Annotated in this window: 21 protein-coding genes; 12 read left to right on the top strand and 9 right to left on the bottom strand. The window is 51.0% G+C overall.

All coding sequences use genetic code 11. From position 1 onward, the window contains the following. The first annotated feature begins 207 nt into the window (after nucleotides 1-207). A complete protein-coding gene (locus ACTHS4_RS06700) occupies nucleotides 208-741 on the top strand; it encodes a c-type cytochrome (RefSeq protein WP_371460280.1) in 534 nt (177 codons plus the stop codon). Nucleotides 742-904: 163 nt separating this feature from the next. After that, a complete protein-coding gene (ubiG, locus tag ACTHS4_RS06705) occupies nucleotides 905-1618 on the top strand; it encodes a bifunctional 2-polyprenyl-6-hydroxyphenol methylase/3-demethylubiquinol 3-O-methyltransferase UbiG (protein WP_049333599.1) in 714 nt (237 codons plus the stop codon). Nucleotides 1619-1769: 151 nt separating this feature from the next. Here the strand turns inward: ubiG and ACTHS4_RS06710 are convergent, their stop codons facing one another. Beyond that, nucleotides 1770-2240 carry a CYTH domain-containing protein gene (locus tag ACTHS4_RS06710; protein ID WP_003749055.1) on the bottom strand — a complete coding sequence of 157 codons (471 nt, stop codon included), beginning with the start codon at nucleotides 2238-2240 and terminating at the stop codon, nucleotides 1770-1772. A 38-nt stretch (nucleotides 2241-2278) separates the two neighbouring features. Further along, complete coding sequence (locus ACTHS4_RS06715; RefSeq protein ID WP_036492713.1) at nucleotides 2279-2698, bottom strand: CopD family protein; 420 nt, start codon at nucleotides 2696-2698, stop codon at nucleotides 2279-2281. Between the two features lie 234 nt (nucleotides 2699-2932). Between ACTHS4_RS06715 and ACTHS4_RS06720 the strand changes: the two genes are divergently transcribed. Further along, complete coding sequence (locus ACTHS4_RS06720) at nucleotides 2933-3196, top strand: hypothetical protein (protein WP_036492715.1); 264 nt, start codon at nucleotides 2933-2935, stop codon at nucleotides 3194-3196. A 181-nt stretch (nucleotides 3197-3377) separates the two neighbouring features. Here the strand turns inward: ACTHS4_RS06720 and ACTHS4_RS06725 are convergent, their stop codons facing one another. From ACTHS4_RS06725 to ACTHS4_RS06740, 4 genes are all read right to left on the bottom strand, one after another. After that, nucleotides 3378-5414: a M3 family metallopeptidase gene (locus ACTHS4_RS06725; protein WP_440365630.1), complete on the bottom strand. Its 2037-nt coding sequence runs from the start codon at nucleotides 5412-5414 to the stop codon at nucleotides 3378-3380. Between the two features lie 121 nt (nucleotides 5415-5535). Next, on the bottom strand, nucleotides 5536-6402 hold the full coding sequence (locus ACTHS4_RS06730) for a hypothetical protein (protein WP_440365631.1): 867 nt from the start codon (nucleotides 6400-6402) through the stop codon (nucleotides 5536-5538). Between the two features lie 71 nt (nucleotides 6403-6473). Next, nucleotides 6474-7337, bottom strand: coding sequence for a mechanosensitive ion channel family protein (locus tag ACTHS4_RS06735; protein WP_004520900.1), 864 nt, complete (start codon nucleotides 7335-7337; stop codon nucleotides 6474-6476). Between the two features lie 21 nt (nucleotides 7338-7358). Continuing rightward, on the bottom strand, nucleotides 7359-7853 hold the full coding sequence (locus ACTHS4_RS06740; protein ID WP_440365632.1) for a restriction endonuclease: 495 nt from the start codon (nucleotides 7851-7853) through the stop codon (nucleotides 7359-7361). A gap of 288 nt (nucleotides 7854-8141) precedes the next feature. On the opposite strand from ACTHS4_RS06740, the gene ACTHS4_RS06745 reads away from it, so the two are divergent. Continuing rightward, nucleotides 8142-8477 (top strand): hypothetical protein, encoded by a 336-nt coding sequence (locus ACTHS4_RS06745; protein ID WP_003684489.1) that lies wholly within the window; start codon nucleotides 8142-8144, stop codon nucleotides 8475-8477. A gap of 110 nt (nucleotides 8478-8587) precedes the next feature. Continuing rightward, on the top strand, nucleotides 8588-8962 hold the full coding sequence (locus ACTHS4_RS06750; RefSeq protein WP_440365633.1) for a hypothetical protein: 375 nt from the start codon (nucleotides 8588-8590) through the stop codon (nucleotides 8960-8962). On the opposite strand, the gene ACTHS4_RS06755 is transcribed toward ACTHS4_RS06750, so the two are convergent. Both ACTHS4_RS06755 and dnaE read right to left on the bottom strand, forming a co-directional pair. Continuing rightward, a complete protein-coding gene (locus ACTHS4_RS06755) occupies nucleotides 8919-9404 on the bottom strand; it encodes a cytosine permease (RefSeq protein ID WP_254347053.1) in 486 nt (161 codons plus the stop codon). The two genes, ACTHS4_RS06750 and ACTHS4_RS06755, sit on opposite strands and share 44 nt — an antisense overlap. Before the next feature lie 172 nt (nucleotides 9405-9576). Beyond that, complete coding sequence (gene dnaE / locus ACTHS4_RS06760; protein ID WP_440365634.1) at nucleotides 9577-13011, bottom strand: DNA polymerase III subunit alpha; 3435 nt, start codon at nucleotides 13009-13011, stop codon at nucleotides 9577-9579. Between the two features lie 165 nt (nucleotides 13012-13176). Between dnaE and ACTHS4_RS06765 the strand changes: the two genes are divergently transcribed. Then, nucleotides 13177-13410 carry an RNA-binding S4 domain-containing protein gene (locus ACTHS4_RS06765; RefSeq protein WP_002221492.1) on the top strand — a complete coding sequence of 78 codons (234 nt, stop codon included), beginning with the start codon at nucleotides 13177-13179 and terminating at the stop codon, nucleotides 13408-13410. Beyond that, complete coding sequence (locus ACTHS4_RS06770; RefSeq protein ID WP_440365635.1) at nucleotides 13388-13606, top strand: hypothetical protein; 219 nt, start codon at nucleotides 13388-13390, stop codon at nucleotides 13604-13606. The genes ACTHS4_RS06765 and ACTHS4_RS06770 overlap by 23 nt, the downstream gene beginning before the upstream one ends. Nucleotides 13607-13819: 213 nt before the next feature. Here ACTHS4_RS06770 and yihA read toward each other — a convergent pair whose 3' ends face one another. After that, nucleotides 13820-14461 carry a ribosome biogenesis GTP-binding protein YihA/YsxC gene (gene yihA / locus ACTHS4_RS06775; RefSeq protein WP_070503975.1) on the bottom strand — a complete coding sequence of 214 codons (642 nt, stop codon included), beginning with the start codon at nucleotides 14459-14461 and terminating at the stop codon, nucleotides 13820-13822. Nucleotides 14462-14676: 215 nt separating this feature from the next. Here yihA and ACTHS4_RS06780 point away from each other — a divergent pair, with 215 nt between their 5' ends. The 5 genes from ACTHS4_RS06780 (at nucleotide 14677) to rarD (ending at nucleotide 20950) form a co-directional block, all read left to right on the top strand. Continuing rightward, on the top strand, nucleotides 14677-15300 hold the full coding sequence (locus ACTHS4_RS06780; RefSeq protein WP_003684518.1) for a c-type cytochrome: 624 nt from the start codon (nucleotides 14677-14679) through the stop codon (nucleotides 15298-15300). A gap of 268 nt (nucleotides 15301-15568) precedes the next feature. Next, entirely contained in the window at nucleotides 15569-17521 is a 1953-nt protein-coding gene (locus tag ACTHS4_RS06785) for a cytochrome c biogenesis protein ResB (protein WP_440365652.1), read from the top strand. Next, nucleotides 17514-18701 carry a c-type cytochrome biogenesis protein CcsB gene (ccsB, locus tag ACTHS4_RS06790; protein WP_440365636.1) on the top strand — a complete coding sequence of 396 codons (1188 nt, stop codon included), beginning with the start codon at nucleotides 17514-17516 and terminating at the stop codon, nucleotides 18699-18701. Before ACTHS4_RS06785 ends, ccsB begins: the two co-directional genes overlap by 8 nt. A 99-nt stretch (nucleotides 18702-18800) precedes the next feature. After that, complete coding sequence (gene tsaD / locus ACTHS4_RS06795; RefSeq protein WP_070825853.1) at nucleotides 18801-19871, top strand: tRNA (adenosine(37)-N6)-threonylcarbamoyltransferase complex transferase subunit TsaD; 1071 nt, start codon at nucleotides 18801-18803, stop codon at nucleotides 19869-19871. Nucleotides 19872-20047: 176 nt separating this feature from the next. Then, complete coding sequence (gene rarD / locus ACTHS4_RS06800; protein ID WP_070825854.1) at nucleotides 20048-20950, top strand: EamA family transporter RarD; 903 nt, start codon at nucleotides 20048-20050, stop codon at nucleotides 20948-20950. The last annotated feature ends 21 nt before the right edge of the window (nucleotides 20951-20971 follow it).

The following is a 20971-nucleotide window of genomic DNA, read 5'->3' on the forward strand; positions in this document are numbered from 1 at the left end:
GAAAATTATCACGCCAAATGACAAATGGGCGTGGATTTCTATCTGAGTAGAGGTGTGGTGTCAATATGTTTTTCCTGTTTTTGTGACAAAATCTGATTTATGCCAATATTTATTATAGTCTAGTTCGAACGGATTAGTTTCTGTGCTAGAATTTTTAAGCTGTTTATATAAAACAGTGATTTAAATAAAATTAAGGAAAGACAGAACATGAACAAATTACTGATTGCCATAATGATGATGGCTGGTTTGACAGCTTGTTCCCAAGAGGCTAAACAGGAGACACAAGAGACTGCTCAAGCCGTTGCATCTGAAGTGAAAAACGAAGCCGCTTCTGCTGCCGATGCGACTGCATCTGCCGCTCAAGAAGCTGCCGATAAGGTTGAAGCCGCCGCCAGCAAAGCGGAGGAAGCTGCGAAACCTGAAGAAGCCGCCAAACCCGAAGAGAAAGCCGAAGCGCCTGCCGCTGAAGCCAAGCCTGCCGAATCCGCCAAAGTGGACGGCAAAGCCGTTTTTGAAGCGAACTGTAAAGCATGCCACGGCGGCTTGATTCCCGGCGCTCCTGCCGTAGGCAAAAAAGAAGACTGGGCGCCTCGCATTAAACAAGGCAAAGACACCTTGCACAAACACGCCCTCGAAGGCTTCAATTCCATGCCTGCCAAAGGCGGCAACGGCAGCTTAAGCGACGACGAAGTGAAAGCCGCAGTTGACTACATGGCCAACGAATCTGGCGCTAAATTCTAAATCGCACCGATTGAAACGCACCTTACCACAAGGTGCGTTTTTTATGGGCAGGCGGATGAAAGTTGAAATAGGGCCGATAAACGGGCAAAGGCCGTCTGAAACATTTTATTTTGAAGCACAATCGGCTAAAATCAGGCGAATTATTTTATGCAGGAGCATAACCATGAGCAATCAACACGACAACGTAGATGCCGGCGAAATCGCCAAGTTCAGCCAAATCGCCGACAAATGGTGGGATAAAAATGGCGAATTCAAGCCCCTGCATGACATCAACCCCTTGCGCCTCGACTATATCGACGGCTATGCCGGATTGGCAGGCAAACGCGTGCTGGATGTAGGCTGCGGCGGCGGTATTTTGTCGGAAAGCATGGCCAAACGTGGCGCAGAACACGTGACCGGCATCGATATGGCAGAAAAATCCCTGCAAACCGCCGCTGCCCATGCGGCCGCTCAACATGTTGCCAATATCGATTACCGCTGCATCCGTGTCGAAGATCTCGCCGCCGAGCAGCCGCACAGTTTTGACGTGGTAACGTGTATGGAAATGATGGAACACGTTCCTGATCCGGCCGCCATCGTTCAAGCCTGTGCGAAACTGGTCAAACCAGACGGCATGGTGTTTTTCTCCACCATCAACCGCAATCCCAAATCTTATCTGCATCTGATTGTCGGTGCGGAATATCTGTTGAAATTCGTTCCCAAAGGCACGCATGACTGGAAAAAATTCATCACGCCGGCAGAACTCGCACGTATGTGCCGCCAAGCCGGATTGGATACCGTCGGCAGCAAGGGCATGACCTACAATTTGTTGAGCGGCCGTTATTCTTTGTGTGACTCGACCGAGGTCAACTACATGGTTGCCTGCCGTCCGGCGTAAGGTTCCACGGATAAAACACACGGGCTTGCCCGATATTTGAAACAGTATGTCGAAAGCAGCTTAATTCAAATATCGGTAAGGCAAATCAGGCCGTCTGAAAAGAAAAAAGGCATGTGCGATACATGCCTTTTTTGTATGTGGGTTGTACTCGTTATTCCGTCCAAGACGAATACGGATGTTTGCTCAAATACGCATTGGTGAACTTACCGTCTGACGTGATTTCCTTGCCCAACCAAGACGGTTTGGGGAACTCGGTATCTTCAGACGGCAATTCGATTTCCGCCACAATCAATGGCGCATTGTCGCCGAAATATTCGTCTATTTCATACACAAAGCCTTCAAATTCGACCCGATAGCGGTATTTTTCCATTTTAAACGGGCACATATCCGCCATCATCGCCTGCGCGTGAGCCAGCGGGATTTCGTATTCAAACTCGCTGCGCGTCATATCGGAAATATAGCCTTTCAGGGTCAGCCAGGCTTGCGAACCGATAATCCGCACGCGGATGGTGCGCTCTTTTTCCACGCTCAAATAGCCCTGTTGCAATACCAGCGGCTCGCCTGCCGCTTCGCGCCAACTGTCATCCGCCAGCAAAAAGCGGCGTTCGATTTCAACCGTCATGAATTCTTTCCTTATTTATCAAACAGGCCGTCTGAAGATCAAAACGGCTTGAAAACCACCATATAAAGCGCGGCCACCATCATCAAAACGGGGAGTTCGTTGAATACCCGATACCAGCGGTGCGAGTACACATTGCTGCCGTTTTGAAAACGGCGCAGCAACAGGCCGCAATAAAGCTGGTAGGCCAAGAGCAGCAGGCCGCACAATAATTTAACCGCTAGCCAGCCGTTGCCCCACCAATTGTTGACAAAGCCGATGGCCGCGCCGAATATCAGCGTTCCCCAGCCCAAAGGCGACATAAAGCGGTACAGCCGCCGCGACATATCCGTCAGCCGTACATATTCCGCGCTGCCGGGTTCCAATTGCGCCAGATTCACATAAATCCGCGGCAGATAAAACAGTCCTGCAAACCAAGAAATCACAAAAAATATGTGCAACAGCTTAAACCACAAATACATTTCAGACGGCCTCAACACCTAAAACCGTTATTTTATCCGCAATGCGGCCCAAGCCGAAACAAAATAGTCAAAACAATCCGACAGGGTGCGCCGCAACAATGTGTTGCAGGCATGATTTTACCCAAAAGCCAAATTGTAAATTCTGCAATAATATGCAAGTTGGGATATGCACAATGCAAAAAACTTGTTAGAATTCTATGCTATTTAATTATAAAAACATTATGGACGGAAAACATGAAACAATTCGAAATCAGCAACAGCGTCAGAAAAGAGCTTAGCAACTACCTGAATACGCGCAATCTAAACCTCAAAGCCGCCATGGACAACGAAACAACCAATGGCGAAGTCGCGGCCATCGTTCATGCAGGATTGCCGGCGATGATTCGGAAAATCTATTCTTTGGAAAAAATGAAAACCTTTTTCTGGACGAAAAAAGATTTGATGATGGAATTTATCAATATGCGTTTGGCAGCAGGCGATAAAAAGGGCAAAAACTAATTTTAGCGATGGGCAGGGGGAGATTGGGGTTTGAAATACGGACTTCAGTTTCTTCCGAAAAAATTGTTAGAGATTGGACGTATTTATTGTTCCTCATTAATTGTGCCAACCGAAAGGCCGTCTGAAACATTTCAGATGGCCTTTAGCGTTGAATCAGCAATTAAAACGGCGGATTTTCAAATCAAACTGCGTTGTCGAAACCGCTGTGGCGGAGCAGGGCATCCAGGCTTGGTTCGCGGCCGCGGAAGGCTTTGAAGGATTCTGCTGCGCTGCGCGAACCGCCGACGGCCAGTATTTCTTTCCAGAAGCGGCGGCCGGTTTCGGCAACATCGTCGCTTTCTTCAAAAGCGGCGTAAGCGTCTGCACTCAAAACTTCCGCCCATGCGTAGCTGTAATAGCCTGCGGAGTAGCCGCCGGCGAAGATGTGGCTGAAGCTCAAGGCGAAGCGGTTGTATGCCGGCGGTTGGGTCACGGCGACTTCTTGACGCACTTTGTCCAAGATTTGCGGCCATTCTTTCAGACGGCCTTCATCTTCCTGATGGTAGATTTCCATGTCGAAGAGGGCAAATTCCATTTGACGGACGAGGAACATACCGCGTTGGAAGTTTTTAGCCGCGTGCATTTTGTCGAACAGCTCTTTCGGCAATACCGCGCCGGTTTCTTCGTGCGAGGACATTTGCGCCAATACGTCGTATTCCCAAACGAAGTTTTCCATGAATTGGCTGGGCAGCTCGACCGCGTCCCATTCGACGCCGTTGATGCCGGATACGCCCACTTCGTCAACTTGGGTCAACAAGTGGTGCAGGCCGTGGCCGGTTTCATGGAAGAGGGTGATGATTTCGTCGTGGCTCAAACGCGCTTCTTTGTCGCCAACCGGCGGGGTGAAGTTGCAGACGAGGTAAGCAGTCGGCAGTTGCAGCGTACCGTCGGCGAAACGGCGGCGGCTTTTGTAGCCATCCATCCATGCGCCGCCGCGTTTGCCTTCGCGTGCGTACAAGTCCATGTAAACGCCGCCGATGGTTTGGCCGTCTTGTTTCAGCTCGAAATAGCGCACGTCTTTGTGCCAAACGGGGACGGTTTTTTCAGCCAGCTCAATGCCGTAGAGTTTTTTGATTTGGGCAAACAGGCCTGCCAATACTTTGCTGATAGGGAAGTATTTTTTCACTTCGGTTTCGCTGAAGGCGTATTTGGCTTGGCGCAGTTTTTCGGCGGCGTAGCTCAAATCCCAAGATTGCGGATCTTCGATATTCAGGCTCTCGCGTGCAAAGGCTTTGATTTCGGCAAAGTCTTTTTCGGCAAATGGTTTGGCGCGGCGGGCAAGGTCGTGCAGGAAATTCAGAACCTGTTCGGGCGTATCCGCCATTTTGGTTGCCAGCGACAGCTCGGCGTAGTTTTTGAAGCCGAGCAGTTTGGCGGTTTTCAGCGCGTTTGCAAGCGTTTGTTCGACGTTTGCCGTGTTGTCGAATTTGCCTTCGTCAGACAATTCGCTGGCGCGGGTAACGTAGGCGCGGTAGATTTGTTCGCGCAGTTCGCGGTTGTCAGCGTATTGGATAACGGCGAGGTAGTGCGGAATCTGCAGGCCGATTTTGTAGCCTGTTTTGCCTTCGCTTTGCGCGGCGGCGGCAAACATGGCGATGGAGTCTTCGGGGATGCCGGCAAGCGGCGCGGCATCGTCAAAGTAAATGCCGAAAGCGTCGGTCGCGTCTTGGATGTTTTGTGCGAATTTGGCACCCAGTTGCGCGCCTTCGGTTTGCAGTTGCGCCAATTCTGCCTGCTGTTCGGGCGGTAATTCGGCACCGCTGAGGACGAAGTCGCGCAAGTCGTGGTTGAGCTTGGTTTGCTGCGCCGGGGAGAGGGTGTCAAATTCGGCAGAATTTTTGATGATTTTGAAGCGGTTGTACAACTCGATGTCTTGACCGATTTCGGTGAAGAAAATGGTGATTTCAGGCATCAATTCGTTGTATACGGCACGCAGCTCGGGCGTATCGACGACGGAGTTGAGATGGGAAACCACGCTCCAAATGCGGCCGACTCGTTCGGTAATGTCGGTCAGTTTTTCGACGGTGTTTGCCCAGTCGGTGTACGTTTGCGCTTTGATGGCGGCGATTTGTTCGCGCGCTTCGGCAATGGCGGTTTGCAGGGCGGGTTTGATGTCTTCGGTTTTGATTTGGTCGAAACGGGGTTCTTCGCCCAAGTGGAGCAGGACGTTGTCGCTCATATGGTTTCTCCTGAATAAGATGGATTCAGACGGCCTTGTGGCCGTCTGAAAAGAAAACGATAGGCGTTATATGGTGGCAGACAGGCAGAATTAAAGTGTCCTGCCTACTTGTCGGCCAATCTTATTCTGCGCCGCGCGGATTGGCGTGCAATGGCGCAGCCAGCTCGAGGCGCATCGGTGTGCCTTTCGGGGCAAATACTGCATTGGCAACATTGGTTTGCAGGGATTCGGCAAACGAGCCGCGATACACTTTTGCACCTTGGTGGGTCAGGTTGGATTGTACATCGACGTACACTTCGCCGCCGATTTGATGCCAGAGGTGGCAGAAGGTGTAATCTTCGGACAGGTAGCGTTTGCTTTCCGGATCAACCATGCAGTCGAAGAAGCGGTAGTGCAGGCCTTTGTCTTCTCTGTTGTAGTCACTGTCGGAGATGTAGTTCAACTCGGGGTAGGCTGCCATCATTTTTTCAAATACGCTGCGCTTGATAACCATAAAGCCGGTTGGCGCGTCATGGACTTTCATAAAGCCGTCTTCATCGACTTTCAGGACGATTTCACCGTTTTCGTCTTTTTCGTTGGTGTTGACGGTATAAGAAGTGTACATGCGCTCGAAGTCGGCTTGGGTCGTGCCGGCCGGAACGCCTTCTTCAGGCCAATTCTCGCGTTTGAGCGGGTAAATGCCTGCCACAACGTCTTTGTCTGCCAAGAGCAGGCGGTAGAATGAGTCGGGAGAGAAGCCGATGTCGGAGTCAATCCAGAATAAATGCGTCCATTCTTTGTTTTCTAAGAATGTGGCCACGCAGTTGTTGCGTGCGCGCGTAATCAGGCTTTCGCCGCGCTGCATCATCACTTGAAGCGGCAGGCCGTGCGAGGCGTTGGTGTGGACGATGTTCAGAAGTGAGAGGGTGTAGTTGTGGAAATATTTGCCGTCATGGCTGGGGGTCATAATGACGGGATACATTTCGGCAAGGGCTGATTCGGGCAACATGACTTTTCCTTATTGTTGATTGTGAACTTCATTATTGTAAGGGATTTGATTGTATCAATAAACAAACCGTACTATTTTGTTTGGTTGATCAGTCGGTATTGCGTGCGCAAAAATTCGTCTAAGACGGCCTGTTGTATTTCTAGCCGTTTGGAAACGGGGGAGGCGAAGCGTACGATGATGTGGTACACCTTGTCATCATGCGGCACGCGGGACACGCGCGGCTGGGCGGCGGGGGTAATAAAGAGTTTTTGTGCTTGAACGTTTTCCAAATATTGTTGGATAACGGGAACATAGGCCGCGCACAACGGCTCAAGAACGGCTTTCAGACGGCCTATGATTTCGTCCGAATCCAAATGAATCGGCACGGGGATTTCCACCGTATGAATCACATAATTGCCCAAAATATTGTCGCGGCGCACGGTGTGGCTCAGAAGCAGGCTGTTGGGAAACGAGAGCGTTTTGCCGGAAAGCTGGCCGATTAAAGGGTTGGGGCCGATTTGCATCATCAGGGTGTTCAGCATATTGATATCGACCACCCGTCCACGCAGGCCGTTGATTTCGATGTAGTCGCCGATGGAGTATTGTTTGGTTACCGAGCGCAGGATGCTGCCGGACAAACACATAATCAGCTCTTTGGTTGCCACTACAATCGCCGCGGCAACTGCAAACATCGACAAGGCCAAAGTTTGAATCTGCGCCGCCCAAATCATCGCCAGCCCGAGCAGGATCAGCAGCATGGTCACGTTGCGGCTGAACACCAGCGAGCGGCGTTTGTTTTCAATGCTCAAATCCGGATGGCTGCGAAAATGCGCCGAGAGCAAAATGCTGCGCCCGGCAATGACGGCCACAATCATCAATACCGACATCAATGCCGATTTAATGATTTCTTCACTGACAGGCAAAGCGTTCAGCCATTCATGCATGGTGTTCCACATAATCCTGTTTCCTTTCCCTTTTTAGGTCGTCTGAAAACCCACGCGTTCAAAAATTTCTGCCGCACACGATTCCGATACCGCAAACAAAGTTGCCACACTGCCTAAAGCCCGTTGCGCCGCCGCACTCAAATCATCACGGCACACTTCGCCCAGCCACTCAACCGGCCGCACCAGCGACATTTTTTCATCGTCCCATTGCGGACAATGTACCGCGCCGCCCGTAATCCTGCCGACCCGATAACGGCGCAGGGCAGGCGAGTAGGTCAATACGGCATCTCCATCGGCCAATTCGTTGACAAACCGCCACATCTGAGCCGCACCCGATTGCGCTGTTCTCAACTTCACATCCGGCACGGCTGAACGGTAAATATCCGTCAGTTCCTCACGGCCAAAACCCTTGGCCGCCGCTTCGGCCAGCATAGGCCAGGCCAACGCCACCACACCGCGTTCAAAAAATACATCATAAAGCGCACCTTGCGTGCTGCGAACCATATAAAGTCTGGCTTGTTTTCCCATTGCAGTACCTGTTTGTTTGAAGAACCCATCTCTTTGTTTCCATGTTACCCGTTACGGCTGAAAAATTCGATATTTTGAATTATCGGAAGGGTTTTAAGTTCTCGCTGAAAATAAATGAATGATGAATAAAAGGCCGTCTGAAAAACAAAATAGTCTGATATATCAATAGATGATATATCGTAACAATATATTAATAACTGTAAAATTTTTTACGTTTGCATCAAAAAAAGATAAGATAAAAAATCAATCGCGAAAGATTGCTATTCACTGAACATTAGGAGAGAAAAAATGACCTGTAAAACCCACGAACATCATGACCACGTCCACGGCGCAAACTGCGGCCACACTGCCATCAAACATGAAGGCCACGTCGATTATCTACACGACGGCCACCTGCACCATGAGCACAACGGCCACTACGACGAGCATGCACTGAGCGTCAATGAAACCAACCCTGACGGCTGCCACCCGGTTGACACCTGCCACGGCCACGTTCACGGCGAAGGTTGCGGCCACGAAGCCGTACCGCACGGCGATCACGTCGACTACATCGTCAACGGCCGTCTGCATCACCAACACGGCGATCACTGCGACGACCACGGTCCGGTTGAAATCGTTAAATAAAACTGTTTTTCAGACGGCCTTTGATATGGGGCATCTGTAGGAAAAGGGGGTGTATTTTCACCCCCTTTTTCATATATATTGTCGTACCCTACACTAAAACAGCCATTATTATGTTTGACATCATATTTGTATTGGTATTCGGCAGGCTCCAAGCCTCCGGAACACTGAATTTCCCCGATAGGCTTTATCCCATCTGGAAATGGGCGCTAGGCGCAGGCATGCTTTATGCCGCGATAGGGACAATGCTGGAATACGCTTTCTCCGGTTCCTTCTCCCTCGTCAGCTTTTTACTGATTATTGCCTTGTCATCCGCCTGGTTCTCCTTGTATTTCAAACTGCTGCGGCTTACCTCCTCAAAAACTGTACTGAACCAATGTATTTACTGGGTGCTTGGCATTGTTTCGGCATTGTCGCTCCCCTTTGTTGTGGGTTATCTTTCCTTCAGATTTGCAGGGTTGTTGAGTTGGCTTTTGGGTAACCCATAAGATTGGGCAGAGGGTTGGACGGCAATATCATGCCGTAGATGAATTGAAGCAGTCCGCTCGCTACCATAGGCCATGTAAATACCGGAAATATCAGGCTGATGGCGGCAAGTACGATGCTGATTCTGAACATCCATATTGCCGGATAATGCCCTTTTTCGGCATCATTGCACCGCTTTTCCAGCCAAGTGCTTTGATAGTGCAGTAGGCCGTAAAGGGCGATGGCAAAGACATACACGGCGCCTCCGACCTGTCGGCTGAGGCTGCATTGTTCCAAGCATGATTGGTTTATCCACAGCAATAGTGCGGACACTACACCTATGCCCAGCAAAATAGGCAGGTTTACTGCGGCAAAACGTGTACGGCTGACTCTGCGGTTGTCGAAGGGATCGGGCCTTTCATCGTACAGGATGAAGCTGTCGGGATCTTCGGGGTATGTGCTCATGATATGTAAGTGATGATTGAGTTGTAATGCGGTGTTGTTTTGTATTTTCAGACGACGTCTTTGAATGGTTTATCAAAAACGTCGTCTGAAAAACAAAGGTACAGCTTTGCATCTTATTGGCGATGCAGTTTAAGCAGCAGCTTTCCGTCGTTGTTTCAGACGGCCTTTAGTTTTACCAATTCACACGAACTGCCCTGCTGCCGAGCAATGTTTCCAGTTCGTCAAACAAGGCGGTGCTTGGCGTTACCATCCATTTGGGTGCAATTTTCAATTTGCCTGATGCTTTGCCGTTGCTGTACGACAGTTGCAGTGGGATGTGCGACGTGTCGGGCAGGCGGTGGGCGGTAAGGATGGCGGCGAGGTGTGCGATGTCGTGGCCGGGGGTGAGGGCGAGGCTGAGGCTGCGGGCGTAGCGTTCGCGCGCCATTTGCAGGGTCATGACTTGGTTTGCCATGATGCGCAGTCCGTCGCCGCCGCCGTAGTCGTCGCGGCTGACTTTGGATTCGATAATCAGCACTTGGTCGGATTTGAGGTAGTCGGCGCAGTTTTCCAGCGTGTGGCCGCTGACCATGATTTCCACCAGCCCGCTCAAATCTTCAAGGCTGACGAAGGCGATTTTGCCGCGTTTGCCCATCATGGTGCGCACGGCGGTCACGAACCCGGCGAGGCGCACGCTGTCTTGCGGTTTCAGACGGCCTAATTTGGTCGGGGCGATTTGGCGGACTTCTTGGGCATACGGGCCGAAGGGGTGGCCGGACAGATAAAAGCCGATGACGGTTTTTTCTTCGGCGAGTTTTTCTGATTCGCTCCACATGGGCGCATCGATGAGCTGCACCGGATCGATGGCGTCTTCCATCATGTCAAACAGCCCGCCCTGATTGGCGTTGGCGGCTTTTTGGTCGGCGTTGTTCATGGCGAGGTCGATGTTCGCCAAGAGCATGGCGCGGTTGGGTTCGATGCTGTCGAACGCGCCGCCGCGTATCAGGGCTTCGAGGGTGCGGCGGTTCATGTGTTCTTTGCCGACGCGCTCACAGAAGTCCAACAGGCCGGTAAACTTGCCGCCGCTTTGCCGAGCGGCGATGATGGATTCGACGGCGGCTTCGCCCGTGCCTTTAATCGCGCCGAGTGCGTAGCGGATTTTCATGTTCGGATACGGCGTGAAGCGGTAGTCGGATTCGTTGATGTCGGGCGGCAGGAACTCGATACCGTTGGCGCGGCAGTCGTCGTAGAAATGCTTGAGCTGGTCGGTGTTGTCCAATTCAGACGACATGGTCGCCGCCATAAATTCGGCGGGGTAGTGCGCCTTGAGCCATGCGGTCTGGTAGGAAATCAGGGCGTAGGCGGCGGCGTGGGATTTGTTGAAACCGTAGCCGGCGAATTTTTCCATGTAGTTGAAGATTTCGTCGGATTTTTCGCGCGAAATGCCTTGTTTTGCCGCGCCTTCGGCGAAGATTTCTCGGTGTTTCACCATTTCTTCGGGCTTTTTCTTACCCATGGCGCGGCGCAGCAAGTCCGCGCCGCCGAGCGAGTAGCCGCCGATAATCTGCGCCGCCTGCATCACTTGTTCCTGATACACCATAATCCCGTAGGTCGGCGCAAGGATGCCTTCGAGCAGCGGGTGGATATATTGGAATTCTTGGCCTTTCATACGCGCGACGAAGTCGGGGATGTTGTCCATCGGGCCGGGTCGGTAGAGCGACACGAAGGCGATGAGTTCTTCAAACTTGGTGGTGTGCGCCGTTTTCAGCATTTTTTTCATGCCGGTCGACTCGAACTGGAAGACGGCGGTGGTGTTTGCATCGCGGAAGATTTGGTAGGCGGCTTGGTCATCAAGCGGGATTTTGCCGACATCGACAATATCGCCGGTGGTGTTTTTGATGTTGTTCTGCGCCATTTCGATAATGGTCAGGTTGCGCAGACCCAAAAAGTCGAATTTCACCAGACCCACGTCTTCCACGTCGCCTTTGTCGTACATGGATACGGGCGAGGCGGATTCGTCCGCCTGATACACGGGGCTGTAATCGGAAATCTTGCCCGGCGCAATCAACACGCCGCCCGCGTGCATACCCAAACCGCGCGTCAGGTCTTCCAGTTTTTTCGCCAGCGTAATGAGTTCGTCCGCTTCTTCTGCTTCGATTAATTCCTGAATCTGCGGCTCGGCCTCCATGGCTTTTTCCAAACTCAGGGGTTTGTTGGCTTCCAACGGAATCAGCTTGGACAGTTTGTCGCACAGCATAAACGGCAGCTCCAGCACGCGCCCCACGTCGCGGATTACTGCTTTGGACGACATCGTGCCGAAAGTCACAATCTGGCTGACCGCTTCCGCGCCGTATTTCTCGCGCACATATTCAATCACGCGGCCGCGGTTTGCCTGACAGAAGTCCACGTCGAAGTCAGGCATGGAAACGCGTTCGGGGTTTAAGAAACGCTCGAACAGCAGGGCGTATTTGAGCGGATCAAGGTCGGTAATCTTCAATGAATACGCCACCAGCGAGCCTGCACCCGAACCACGGCCCGGCCCTACCGGACAGCCGTGTGTTTTCGCCCAGTTGATAAAGTCTTGTACGATAAGGAAATAGCCGGGGAATTTCATCTGGATAATGATGTTCAGCTCAAAATCCAAACGTTCCTGATATTCAGGCATTTTCGCCGCCCGTTCCGCCTCGTCGGGATAAAGCTGAATCATGCGTTCCTGCAAACCCTCGTTGGACAGCTTCACCAAATAATCGTCCAGCGACAGGCCGTCCGGAGTAGGGAAGAGCGGCAGGAAGTTTTTGCCCAATGTGATGTGCAGATTGCAGCGTTTGGCAATTTCCACCGTGTTTTCCAAGGCTTCGGGCAAATCGGCGAAACGTTCGGCCATGGTTTCCGGCGGAATGAAAAACTGGCTCGGCGTGAAATCGCGCGGACGTTTTTTATCCGTCAATACCCAGCCGCCTGCGATACATACCCGCGCCTCGTGTGCATTGAAATCGTCGCTGCTCATAAACTGGGTCGGATGCGTTGCCACTACCGGCAAACCCAGTTCCTCCGCCAGCTTCACGCTGCCCGAAACGCAGGCTTCCCATTCGGGGCGTTCGGGCAGGCGTTGCAGCTCTAAATAAAACGCATCAGGAAACCATGCCGCATATTTCAACGCCGCCGCACGCGCTGCGTCTTCATTACCGTTTAAGAGATTCACGCCCACTTCGCCGTAATGCGCGCCGCTCAAACAAATCAAGCCGCGGTTGTCGCCGTTTTCCAGCCATTCGGGATTGAGTTCCGCATGATGGATATTGCGGTCTTTGCCGACATAGGCCTCCGTCAAAAGCTCGCTCAAGCGTAGATAGCCCGCATCGTTGCGGATAATCAGCATGGCGCGAAACGGCTTGTCAGGTGCATTCGGATTGCCTATCCACACGTCCGCTGCACCGATCGGCTTAATCCCTGCGCCGCGGCAGGCTTTATAGAATTTCACCAAGCCGAATTCGTTCATCAAATCGCTGATGCCCAAAGCAGGCAAACCGTATTCCTGCGCTTTGGCAATCAGTTTTTTAATCCGCACCATACCGTCGGTAATCGAGAATTCGGTATGCAGGCGCAGGGGGATGTAGGTCGGCTCGGTCATGGCAAAATCGGCGTGAACAATAAAAGGTGTATTGTAGCAGGGTTGGCAGCTAAAGGCCGTCTGAAAACCAAATGTAATGGGGTTGGATAAAGCAAATAAAACAGAATGGGGCTTTCTTTCAGACGGCCATGTTAAAATATCGCCATTATTGAAAAGGATTAAATGATGGAAGCAACAGTCTATCTTGAAGACAACGAATACATCGCTTTATGCGACCTGTTGAAACTGGCCGGTCTTGCCGAAAGTGGCGGACAGGCAAAAGCGTTTATTGCCGAAGGGCTGGTGTTGCGCAACGGCGAAACCGAAACCCGTAAAACCGCCAAAATACGCGGCGGCGAAGTGATTGAGTTTGACGGTGCGCGCTTGGAAATCGCCGATGGATACGACCCTGAAGAATAAAGCCGAAGCTATCTTGGGCGAGCCGCTTTTAGACGAACCTGTCCGCCCCGAGTCGTGGGAGTGTTGCAGCAGCGAGTGCGGCGATGCCTGTATTCAGACAATGTATTGGGTGGAAAAAGCACGCTATGACGCGCAACAGCGGAAATTGAAAGAAGCAGGGTGGGTAGATGGCGAAGATGAGGTAAAGGCCGTCTGAAAAAGGTTTAGTTGAATAAGACCATGCTTTTTAAGATTTTTCACTGATGCGTCGTTGTTTTTAGTTTGCGATAAGAAAATAAAAAAACGCAATAAAAAAAGTATGCGTATACATACCCTTTGAAAGTCAGATAGAAAACGGCATTATAGAAAAACAAATGACGGAATAAGATTTGCGGTTGGTCAACTTATCTTATTCCGCCTTGTTTTACAATCATTCAGGCGATGCTTCGCCTGCAAGATTCTTGATTTCTTCGCGATGCGCGTCAAACCATGAACCGACCACCTGATTGACTTCGTCCATGCCTTGTTTTTTCAGGCTGGAGAACAGTTGAACGCTGATTTTTTGACGCTCAGTGTAGGGTTTGAGTGATTTTTTTACCGCTGCCAAAGTTTTAATCTGGTCGTTTTTAGACAGCTTGTCTGCTTTTGACAGCAGGATATGCACAGGACGGCCGGTGATGTGGAAGAAGTCCAGCATCTGAATGTCTAAAGCCTTGAGCGGATGGCGCGAGTCCATAATCAAAATCAGGCCGATCAGTTGGCGGCGTTGTTGCAGGTAGTCGCCCAAGAGTTTGACCCAGTGCGCACGGATGGCCTCCGGTACTTGCGCGTAGCCGTAGCCGGGCAAATCGACCATGAAATTGCCGTTTTCCAGTTCAAAGAAATTGATGTGTTGGGTGCGGCCCGGTGTTTTGGAAACATAGGCAAGGCGCACATGATTAGTTAAAGTATTGATGGCGCTAGATTTGCCGGCATTGCTTCGGCCAACAAAGGCAATCTCGGCCGGCGTGTCGGGCAGGTCTTTCAAATGGTTGACCGTTGTAAAGAATTTGGCGTTTTGAAAAAGGTTCATCAGTATTTCCTTGCATGGAAACAAAACTGCAACATCATAATTTGTATCGGGCATTTATGTTGCAGCAGTTTGGTAATTTGAGTAGTAATTTAATGTAAACTTGGTATAGAATAGCACGTTTATAGAATTATCGGTTTTAATCGGGAAAATTCCCCGGTATTTGAGTATAAAAAAGGCATTGACGCGGTACGCAATGCTGTAATCAGGAGCACTCCATGAAACGATTGACTTTATTGGCCTTGGTATTGGCTGCCGGTGCGGTTTCCGCTGCCCCTAAAGCAGATGCTGAAAAAGGCAAACAGGTAGCGACTACTATCTGTGCGGCGTGTCACGCAGCCGATGGTAACAGCGGTATCGCAACTTATCCTAAACTGGCAGGTCAGGCTGCGGCCTACACCTACGGTCAAACCATGGCCATCAAAGACGGTACCCGTACCCACGGTGCTGCCGGCGTGATGAAACCGATGGTGATGAACTTGTCCGAACAAGACATCCGCGACGCTGCCGCCTACTATGCCAAACAACAAGGCAAACCGGGCGAAGCCAATCCTAAAGAAAACCCAGAGCTGGGCGCGAAAATCTATCGCGGCGGCCTGAGCGCTAAAAAACTGCCGGCATGTATGTCTTGCCACGGCCCTAGCGGCGCAGGTATCCCGGGCGGCGGTACTGAAATCCAAGCCTATCCTCGTTTGGGCGGCCAACACAAAGCTTACGTTGTCGAGCAAATGAAAGCTTACCAATCCGGCCAACGTAAAAACGCTATCATGGCCGATATTGCCAACCGCCTGAGCGAAGAAGAGTTGAACGCAGTAGCCAACTTCATTCAAGGTTTGCACTAAATTTCGTTCTGAAACGAGTTTATTGATACAGGCCGTCTGAAAACCCTTCAGACGGCCTTAGCCAATATAGGCCGATAAGCCTGATTGGTTTTTTCAAATAGCGACAGCAAGATTTTGACTACAATATGCAATATTCTTCCTTTCGCATCACACGTCATAGCAGTCCGTTCCATCAATCGGGTTGCCCCAAGCCGACATTTGAGACATGAGTAAATCTTCATCATCCGTCCCACTTATCCGTAGACCATGGTTTGCCTTTTTCAGCTCCATGCGTTTTGCCGTTGCCCTGCTCAGCCTGTTGGGCGTGGCTTCGATTATCGGTACGGTCTTGCAGCAAAACCAGCCACAAGTCGATTATTTGGTTAAATTCGGCCCGTTTTGGTCGCAGATTTTCGGCTTGTTGGGCCTGTACGACGTGTATGCCTCGGCGTGGTTCGTTGTCATCATGATGTTTTTGGTGATTTCCACCGGATTGTGCCTGATTCGCAATGTTCCGCCGTTTTTGCGCGAGATTCGATCCTTCCGTGAAAACGCGAAGGAAAAATCGCTGGCGGCAATGCGCCATTCCATCGTTTTAGACGGACAGGTGACGCCCGAAGTCGCACAACGATATTTGGAAGTGCAGGGCTACGGTTGCAAAACCGTTACGCGTGAAGACGGTTCGGTTTTGGTGGCGGCGAAAAAAGGCGCGATGAACAAATGGGGCTATATTTTTGCCCATGCTGCGCTGATTGTGATTTGTTTGGGCGGTTTGATAGACAGCAATATCCTGCTGAAAATCGGTATGCTTACCGGCCGGGTCGTGCCGGACAATACGGCGGTTTACGCCAAAGACTTTAAGCCCGAAAGCGTGTTGGGTACGTCTAATTTGTCGTTTAGGGGCAATGTCAATATTTCGGAAGGTCAGAGCGCGGACGTGGTATTTCTGAATGCGGATAACGGCATGCTGGTGCAAGACCTGCCGTTTTCGGTCAAATTAAAGAAATTCCATATCGACTTTTACGATACTGGTATGCCGCGTGATTTTGCCAGCGACTTGGAAGTAACGGACAAGGCGACCGGCAAAGTCAGCGAACATACCATCCGCGTCAACCATCCTTTGACGTTGCACGGTATTACGGTTTATCAGGCAAGTTTCGCCGACGGCGGCTCGGACTTGACGTTTAAAGCGTGGAATCTGGCTGATGCCGACCGTACTCCGGTCAAGCTCAAAGCAACTTCCATGCGCGAGTTTCCGCTGGATTTGGGCAAGGCTTCTTATAAATTGGAATTCGACCAGTTTACTTCGATGAACGTCGAAGACATGAGCGAGCCGTCTGAAAAAGAGCAAAACCTGAAATCCGCCATCAATGATGTTCGCTCCGTCCGTCAGGAAGGCAAAAAATACACCAATATTGGCCCATCTATCGTTTACCGCATCCGCGACAAAGCAGGGCAGGCGGTCGAATATAAAAACTATATGTTGCCGGTAAAACAAGATGAAGACTATTTCTTCATTACCGGCACACGCAGCGGCTTGGCGCAGCAATACCGCTGGTTGCGCATTCCAATGGATAAAAACGGTAAAATCGATACCTTTATGGCTTTGCGCCAATATTTGAAAGACGACGCGGCACGCCGTAAAACCGTTGCCAACGCTGTCAAAGGCGCACCCGCCGAAATCCACGAGCAATTCATGGCGGCGGCGGAAAATACTTTGTCGATTTTTGCCAAAGGCGGCTATTTGGCTTTGGACGAGTTTGTTACCACCAACATTCCCAAAGATCAGCAGGAAAAAATGCAGGGCTATTTCTACGAGATGCTCTATGGCGTGATGAATGCCGCTTTGGAAGACACGATCAGTACATACAACCTGCCGGCTTGGCCGCAAGATGAAAAACGCAACCGATTCCTGCTGCATGCAATGGACGCGTACACCGGTTTGACCGAATATCCCGCGCCGATGCTGCTGCAATTGGACAGCTATTCCGAAGTGCGCTCTTCCGGATTGCAGATGACCCGTTCGCCGGGCGCATTCTTGGTATATCTGGGTTCGGTATTGCTGGTGTTGGGTACGGTGTTTATGTTCTATATTCGTGAAAAACGCGCTTGGCTACTGTTTTCAGACGGCCGTATCCGTTTTGCCATGTCTTCCAGCCGCAACGAACGCGACTTGCAGAAAGAATTTCCGCAACACACACGGCAATTGCAGCAGCTTGCCAAGGATTTGAACCATGAATAACGAACATCAGGCCTTGCCCGAGCATGAGCTTCTGACACACAAATCATTTATCCGAAACCTCAACCTCTTCGACTGGGCATTCGCACTGCTGATTGCCATCGGTGCGTTTATTGCCCAAACCCAAGCCGGTCTGAACATGGACATCTACGAAATGGTGATTTTGTGGGCGAGTGCCGGTATTGCCGTTTTTCTGGGTTGGTTTTTCAAACCGATGCGCTGGTTTATCCCTTTGGGCGTGTGCTTGGCGTATTTAGCCGTTGATTTGTATGGCGGCGACATCAAACACGCAGACGGCTTCCTGCTCAAATACCTGTTAAGCAGCCAGTCGGCGATTATGTGGCAATGCGCGTTTGTGTTCTTTGCCTTGTTTGCCTATATCGTCGGCGCAATAGCGGCGGTGCGCAAAAATGTGCCGTCCAATACACTTTTGGGAATGGGTACCGTGTTTGCGTGGGTTTCCGCGATGGCGGGCTTTGTCGGTTTGCTGGTGCGCTGGCATGAAAGCTATCTGCTGCGTCCCGATGCCGGCCATATTCCGGTTTCCAACCTTTACGAAGTATTCATCTTGTTCTTGGTCATTACGGCACTGATGTACCTCTATTACGAAGGCCGTTTTGCCGTACAAAAACTGGGTGGCTTTGTCTTCAGCTTTATGGCAATTGTGGTCGGATTTGTCTTATGGTACAGCGTTTCACGCGAGGCTCATGCCATTCAGCCGCTGATTCCTGCTTTGCAGTCTTGGTGGATGAAAATCCACGTTCCGGCCAACTTTATCGGCTACGGCGCATTCTGTATCGCCGCCATGCTGGGTATTGCCGAATTGCTGGCACTCCGAAAAGAAGATGCGGGCAAAAAATCATGGCTGCCGCACTCGCAAGTCATTGAAGAAGTTATGTACAAAGCGATTGCCGTCGGTTTCTTGTTCTTCACGATTGCCACCATTCTCGGCGCATTGTGGGCGGCCGATGCGTGGGGCCGCTATTGGAGCTGGGACCCGAAAGAAACTTGGGCATTCATCGTTTGGCTGAATTACGCTATCTGGTTGCATTTGCGGCTGGTGGCAGGCTGGCGCGGCAAAGTGTTGGCTTGGTGGGCGGTTATCGGCCTGGTCATTACCGCCTTTGCCTTTATCGGCGTGAATATGTTCTTAAGCGGCCTGCATTCTTACGGCACTTTGTAAGCAGCTTATCCCACACTTTATTTCAGACGGCCTTTTTCCGTTTTCGGAGAAAACGCCGTCTGAATCGTTTTTAATCATTTTTTCAGACGGCCTCAAACCATGTTGGTATTAGGAATTGAATCATCTTGCGACGAAACTGGCGTTGCGCTCTACGATACCGAGCGCGGCCTGCTGGCGCATCATTTGCACACACAAATGGCGATGCACGCCGAATACGGCGGCGTTGTCCCCGAATTGGCCAGCCGCGACCATATCCGCCGTGTCGTGCCGTTGACGCAAGGTTGCTTGAAGGAAGCAGGCGTAGGCTATGCCGATATTGACGCAGTTGCCTTTACGCAAGGCCCGGGTTTGGGAGGTGCATTGCTGGCCGGTTCAGGCTTCGCCAACGCCTTGGCATTTGCCATCGGCAAGCCCGTTATCCCCGTTCACCATCTTGAAGGCCATTTGCTCTCGCCTTTATTGGCAGACGATAAGCCTGAATTTCCATTTGTCGCTTTGCTGGTGTCGGGCGGACATACGCAATTTATGGCTGTACGCGGTATCGGTGATTACACCTTGCTGGGTGAAAGCGTGGATGATGCGGCAGGCGAGGCGTTCGACAAAACGGCCAAGCTTTTGGGCCTGCCTTATCCCGGCGGTGCCAAATTATCCGAGTTGGCCAAACTCGGCACGCCTGATGCCTTCACATTCCCACGCCCCATGCTCCATTCGCACGATTTGCAGATGAGCTTTTCCGGTTTGAAAACCGCTGTTTTAACCGCTGTCGAAAAAGTCCGCGCCGAAACCGGCAGCGATGAAATTCCGGAACAAACACGTAACGATATTTGCCGCGCTTTCCAAGATGCGGTGGTTGACGTATTAGCGGCCAAAGCCAAAAAAGCGTTGTTGGATACTGGCTTTAGAACTTTGGTGGTTGCCGGCGGTGTGGGTGCAAACTGGAAACTGCGTGATGAATTTTCGCGCTTAACCGTTAAAATGCCGTCTGAAAAAGGCAAACCAAAGCCGCAGGAAGAAAAAATCAATGTTTATTTCCCGCTGATGGCATATTGCACCGACAACGGCGCAATGATTGCCTTTGCCGGCGCGATGCGTCTTGCCGAGCGTCAGGCTGTCGGCGCATTCAATGTCAAGCCGCGCTGGCCGCTGTCGGATATTGTGAAGCAGGGCTGATGTATTAGACTGCTTCGATGCAATGAAAGGCCGTCTGAAAACCTGAAGACAGGGTTTTCAGACGGCCTTTAATGAAACGGATGTTTGCGGTAAAACTTCATTCAAAAAGATGAGTAATTTTTTCATCCGTTTTTTCTACAATATTAACTTTGATTGATTGCAAAAGGCCGTCTGAAATGACGAATTTATCCAAAGGTTTGCTGGCTGCGATAGCGTCCAATTTGTTGTTTTCCATGCTGTTTCTGTATGGTATGTGGATGCGGCCGATGACGGGGACGGAGGTGTTTGCCTGGCGCATAGTCGCCATGCTGTCGGCTTTGTGCGTGCTGATGACGATGGTCAACGGTTGGCAGGCGGCAACGCGTTTTGCTTATGGCGTCGGCCGGGATTGGAAACGATGGCTGCTGATTGTATTGCCGACGCCGATATTTGCCAGCCAGTTGTGGCTGTTTGTCTGGGGGCCGGTCAATGGGGAAGGGGTAAACATTGCCATGGGTTATTTCCTGTTTCCTTTGGCAATGATGCTGGGCGGACGGATTTGGTTTAAAGAGCGTTTGAACCGGTTACAGAGGGTGGCGGTAATCTTGGCGTGTGCAGGCGTGGCATGTGAATTGGTGCGGTCGGGCGCGTTTTCGTGGACGACTGTATGGGTGTTCGGTACTTATCCGTTTTATTATCTGCTACGTCGCAAGCTGGGCGTGCCTTCCTTAATCGGGCTGACCTTTGATTTGATGATGATTACGCCGTTTGCGTTGGCGTATATTTTGCTGGCAACGGATACGCCGGCGATGATTGCGGCCAAACCGGTTTTAATCTTTTTTATCGTGTTGCTGGGCTTCAATAGTGCAATATCCATGCATTTGAATTTGAAGGCAAATCAGTTGCTGCCGGTGGCGGTGTTCGGCATGTTGAGCTATTTGGAGCCTGTATTGCTCTTTATCGTGTCGATTGTGTGGCTGGGCGAGCCGGTACAAAAAGGCGCATTGATCGGCTATGGCCTGATTTGGTCGGGATTGTGCGTGATGATCGTCAATGGCTTGTTGGGAATGAAGAAAGAAAAGAAATTGGCTAAAGCTTGATGATAGATTGAGGCCGTCTGA

This window comes from Neisseria sp. P0014.S009, from assembly GCF_051958155.1.
Taxonomy (GTDB): Bacteria; Pseudomonadota; Gammaproteobacteria; order Burkholderiales; family Neisseriaceae; genus Neisseria; species Neisseria flavescens_C.

Coding starts and splice junctions, on each gene's coding strand:
- rarD (WP_070825854.1), top strand. CDS start 20,048: ATGACGAATTTATCCAAAGGTTTGCTGGCTGCGATAGCGTCCAATTTG.
- ACTHS4_RS06765 (WP_002221492.1), top strand. CDS start 13,177: ATGGAAGCAACAGTCTATCTTGAAGACAACGAATACATCGCTTTATGC.
- ACTHS4_RS06785 (WP_440365652.1), top strand. CDS start 15,569: ATGCGTTTTGCCGTTGCCCTGCTCAGCCTGTTGGGCGTGGCTTCGATT.
- ubiG (WP_049333599.1), top strand. CDS start 905: ATGAGCAATCAACACGACAACGTAGATGCCGGCGAAATCGCCAAGTTC.
- ACTHS4_RS06720 (WP_036492715.1), top strand. CDS start 2,933: ATGAAACAATTCGAAATCAGCAACAGCGTCAGAAAAGAGCTTAGCAAC.
- ACTHS4_RS06725 (WP_440365630.1), bottom strand. CDS start 5,414: ATGAGCGACAACGTCCTGCTCCACTTGGGCGAAGAACCCCGTTTCGAC.
- tsaD (WP_070825853.1), top strand. CDS start 18,801: ATGTTGGTATTAGGAATTGAATCATCTTGCGACGAAACTGGCGTTGCG.
- ACTHS4_RS06745 (WP_003684489.1), top strand. CDS start 8,142: ATGACCTGTAAAACCCACGAACATCATGACCACGTCCACGGCGCAAAC.
- dnaE (WP_440365634.1), bottom strand. CDS start 13,011: ATGACCGAGCCGACCTACATCCCCCTGCGCCTGCATACCGAATTCTCG.
- ACTHS4_RS06715 (WP_036492713.1), bottom strand. CDS start 2,698: ATGTATTTGTGGTTTAAGCTGTTGCACATATTTTTTGTGATTTCTTGG.
- ACTHS4_RS06780 (WP_003684518.1), top strand. CDS start 14,677: ATGAAACGATTGACTTTATTGGCCTTGGTATTGGCTGCCGGTGCGGTT.
- ACTHS4_RS06770 (WP_440365635.1), top strand. CDS start 13,388: ATGGATACGACCCTGAAGAATAAAGCCGAAGCTATCTTGGGCGAGCCG.
- ACTHS4_RS06730 (WP_440365631.1), bottom strand. CDS start 6,402: ATGTTGCCCGAATCAGCCCTTGCCGAAATGTATCCCGTCATTATGACC.
- ACTHS4_RS06710 (WP_003749055.1), bottom strand. CDS start 2,240: ATGACGGTTGAAATCGAACGCCGCTTTTTGCTGGCGGATGACAGTTGG.
- ACTHS4_RS06740 (WP_440365632.1), bottom strand. CDS start 7,853: ATGGGAAAACAAGCCAGACTTTATATGGTTCGCAGCACGCAAGGTGCG.
- ACTHS4_RS06750 (WP_440365633.1), top strand. CDS start 8,588: ATGTTTGACATCATATTTGTATTGGTATTCGGCAGGCTCCAAGCCTCC.
- yihA (WP_070503975.1), bottom strand. CDS start 14,461: ATGAACCTTTTTCAAAACGCCAAATTCTTTACAACGGTCAACCATTTG.
- ACTHS4_RS06700 (WP_371460280.1), top strand. CDS start 208: ATGAACAAATTACTGATTGCCATAATGATGATGGCTGGTTTGACAGCT.
- ccsB (WP_440365636.1), top strand. CDS start 17,514: ATGAATAACGAACATCAGGCCTTGCCCGAGCATGAGCTTCTGACACAC.
- ACTHS4_RS06735 (WP_004520900.1), bottom strand. CDS start 7,337: ATGTGGAACACCATGCATGAATGGCTGAACGCTTTGCCTGTCAGTGAA.
- ACTHS4_RS06755 (WP_254347053.1), bottom strand. CDS start 9,404: ATGAGCACATACCCCGAAGATCCCGACAGCTTCATCCTGTACGATGAA.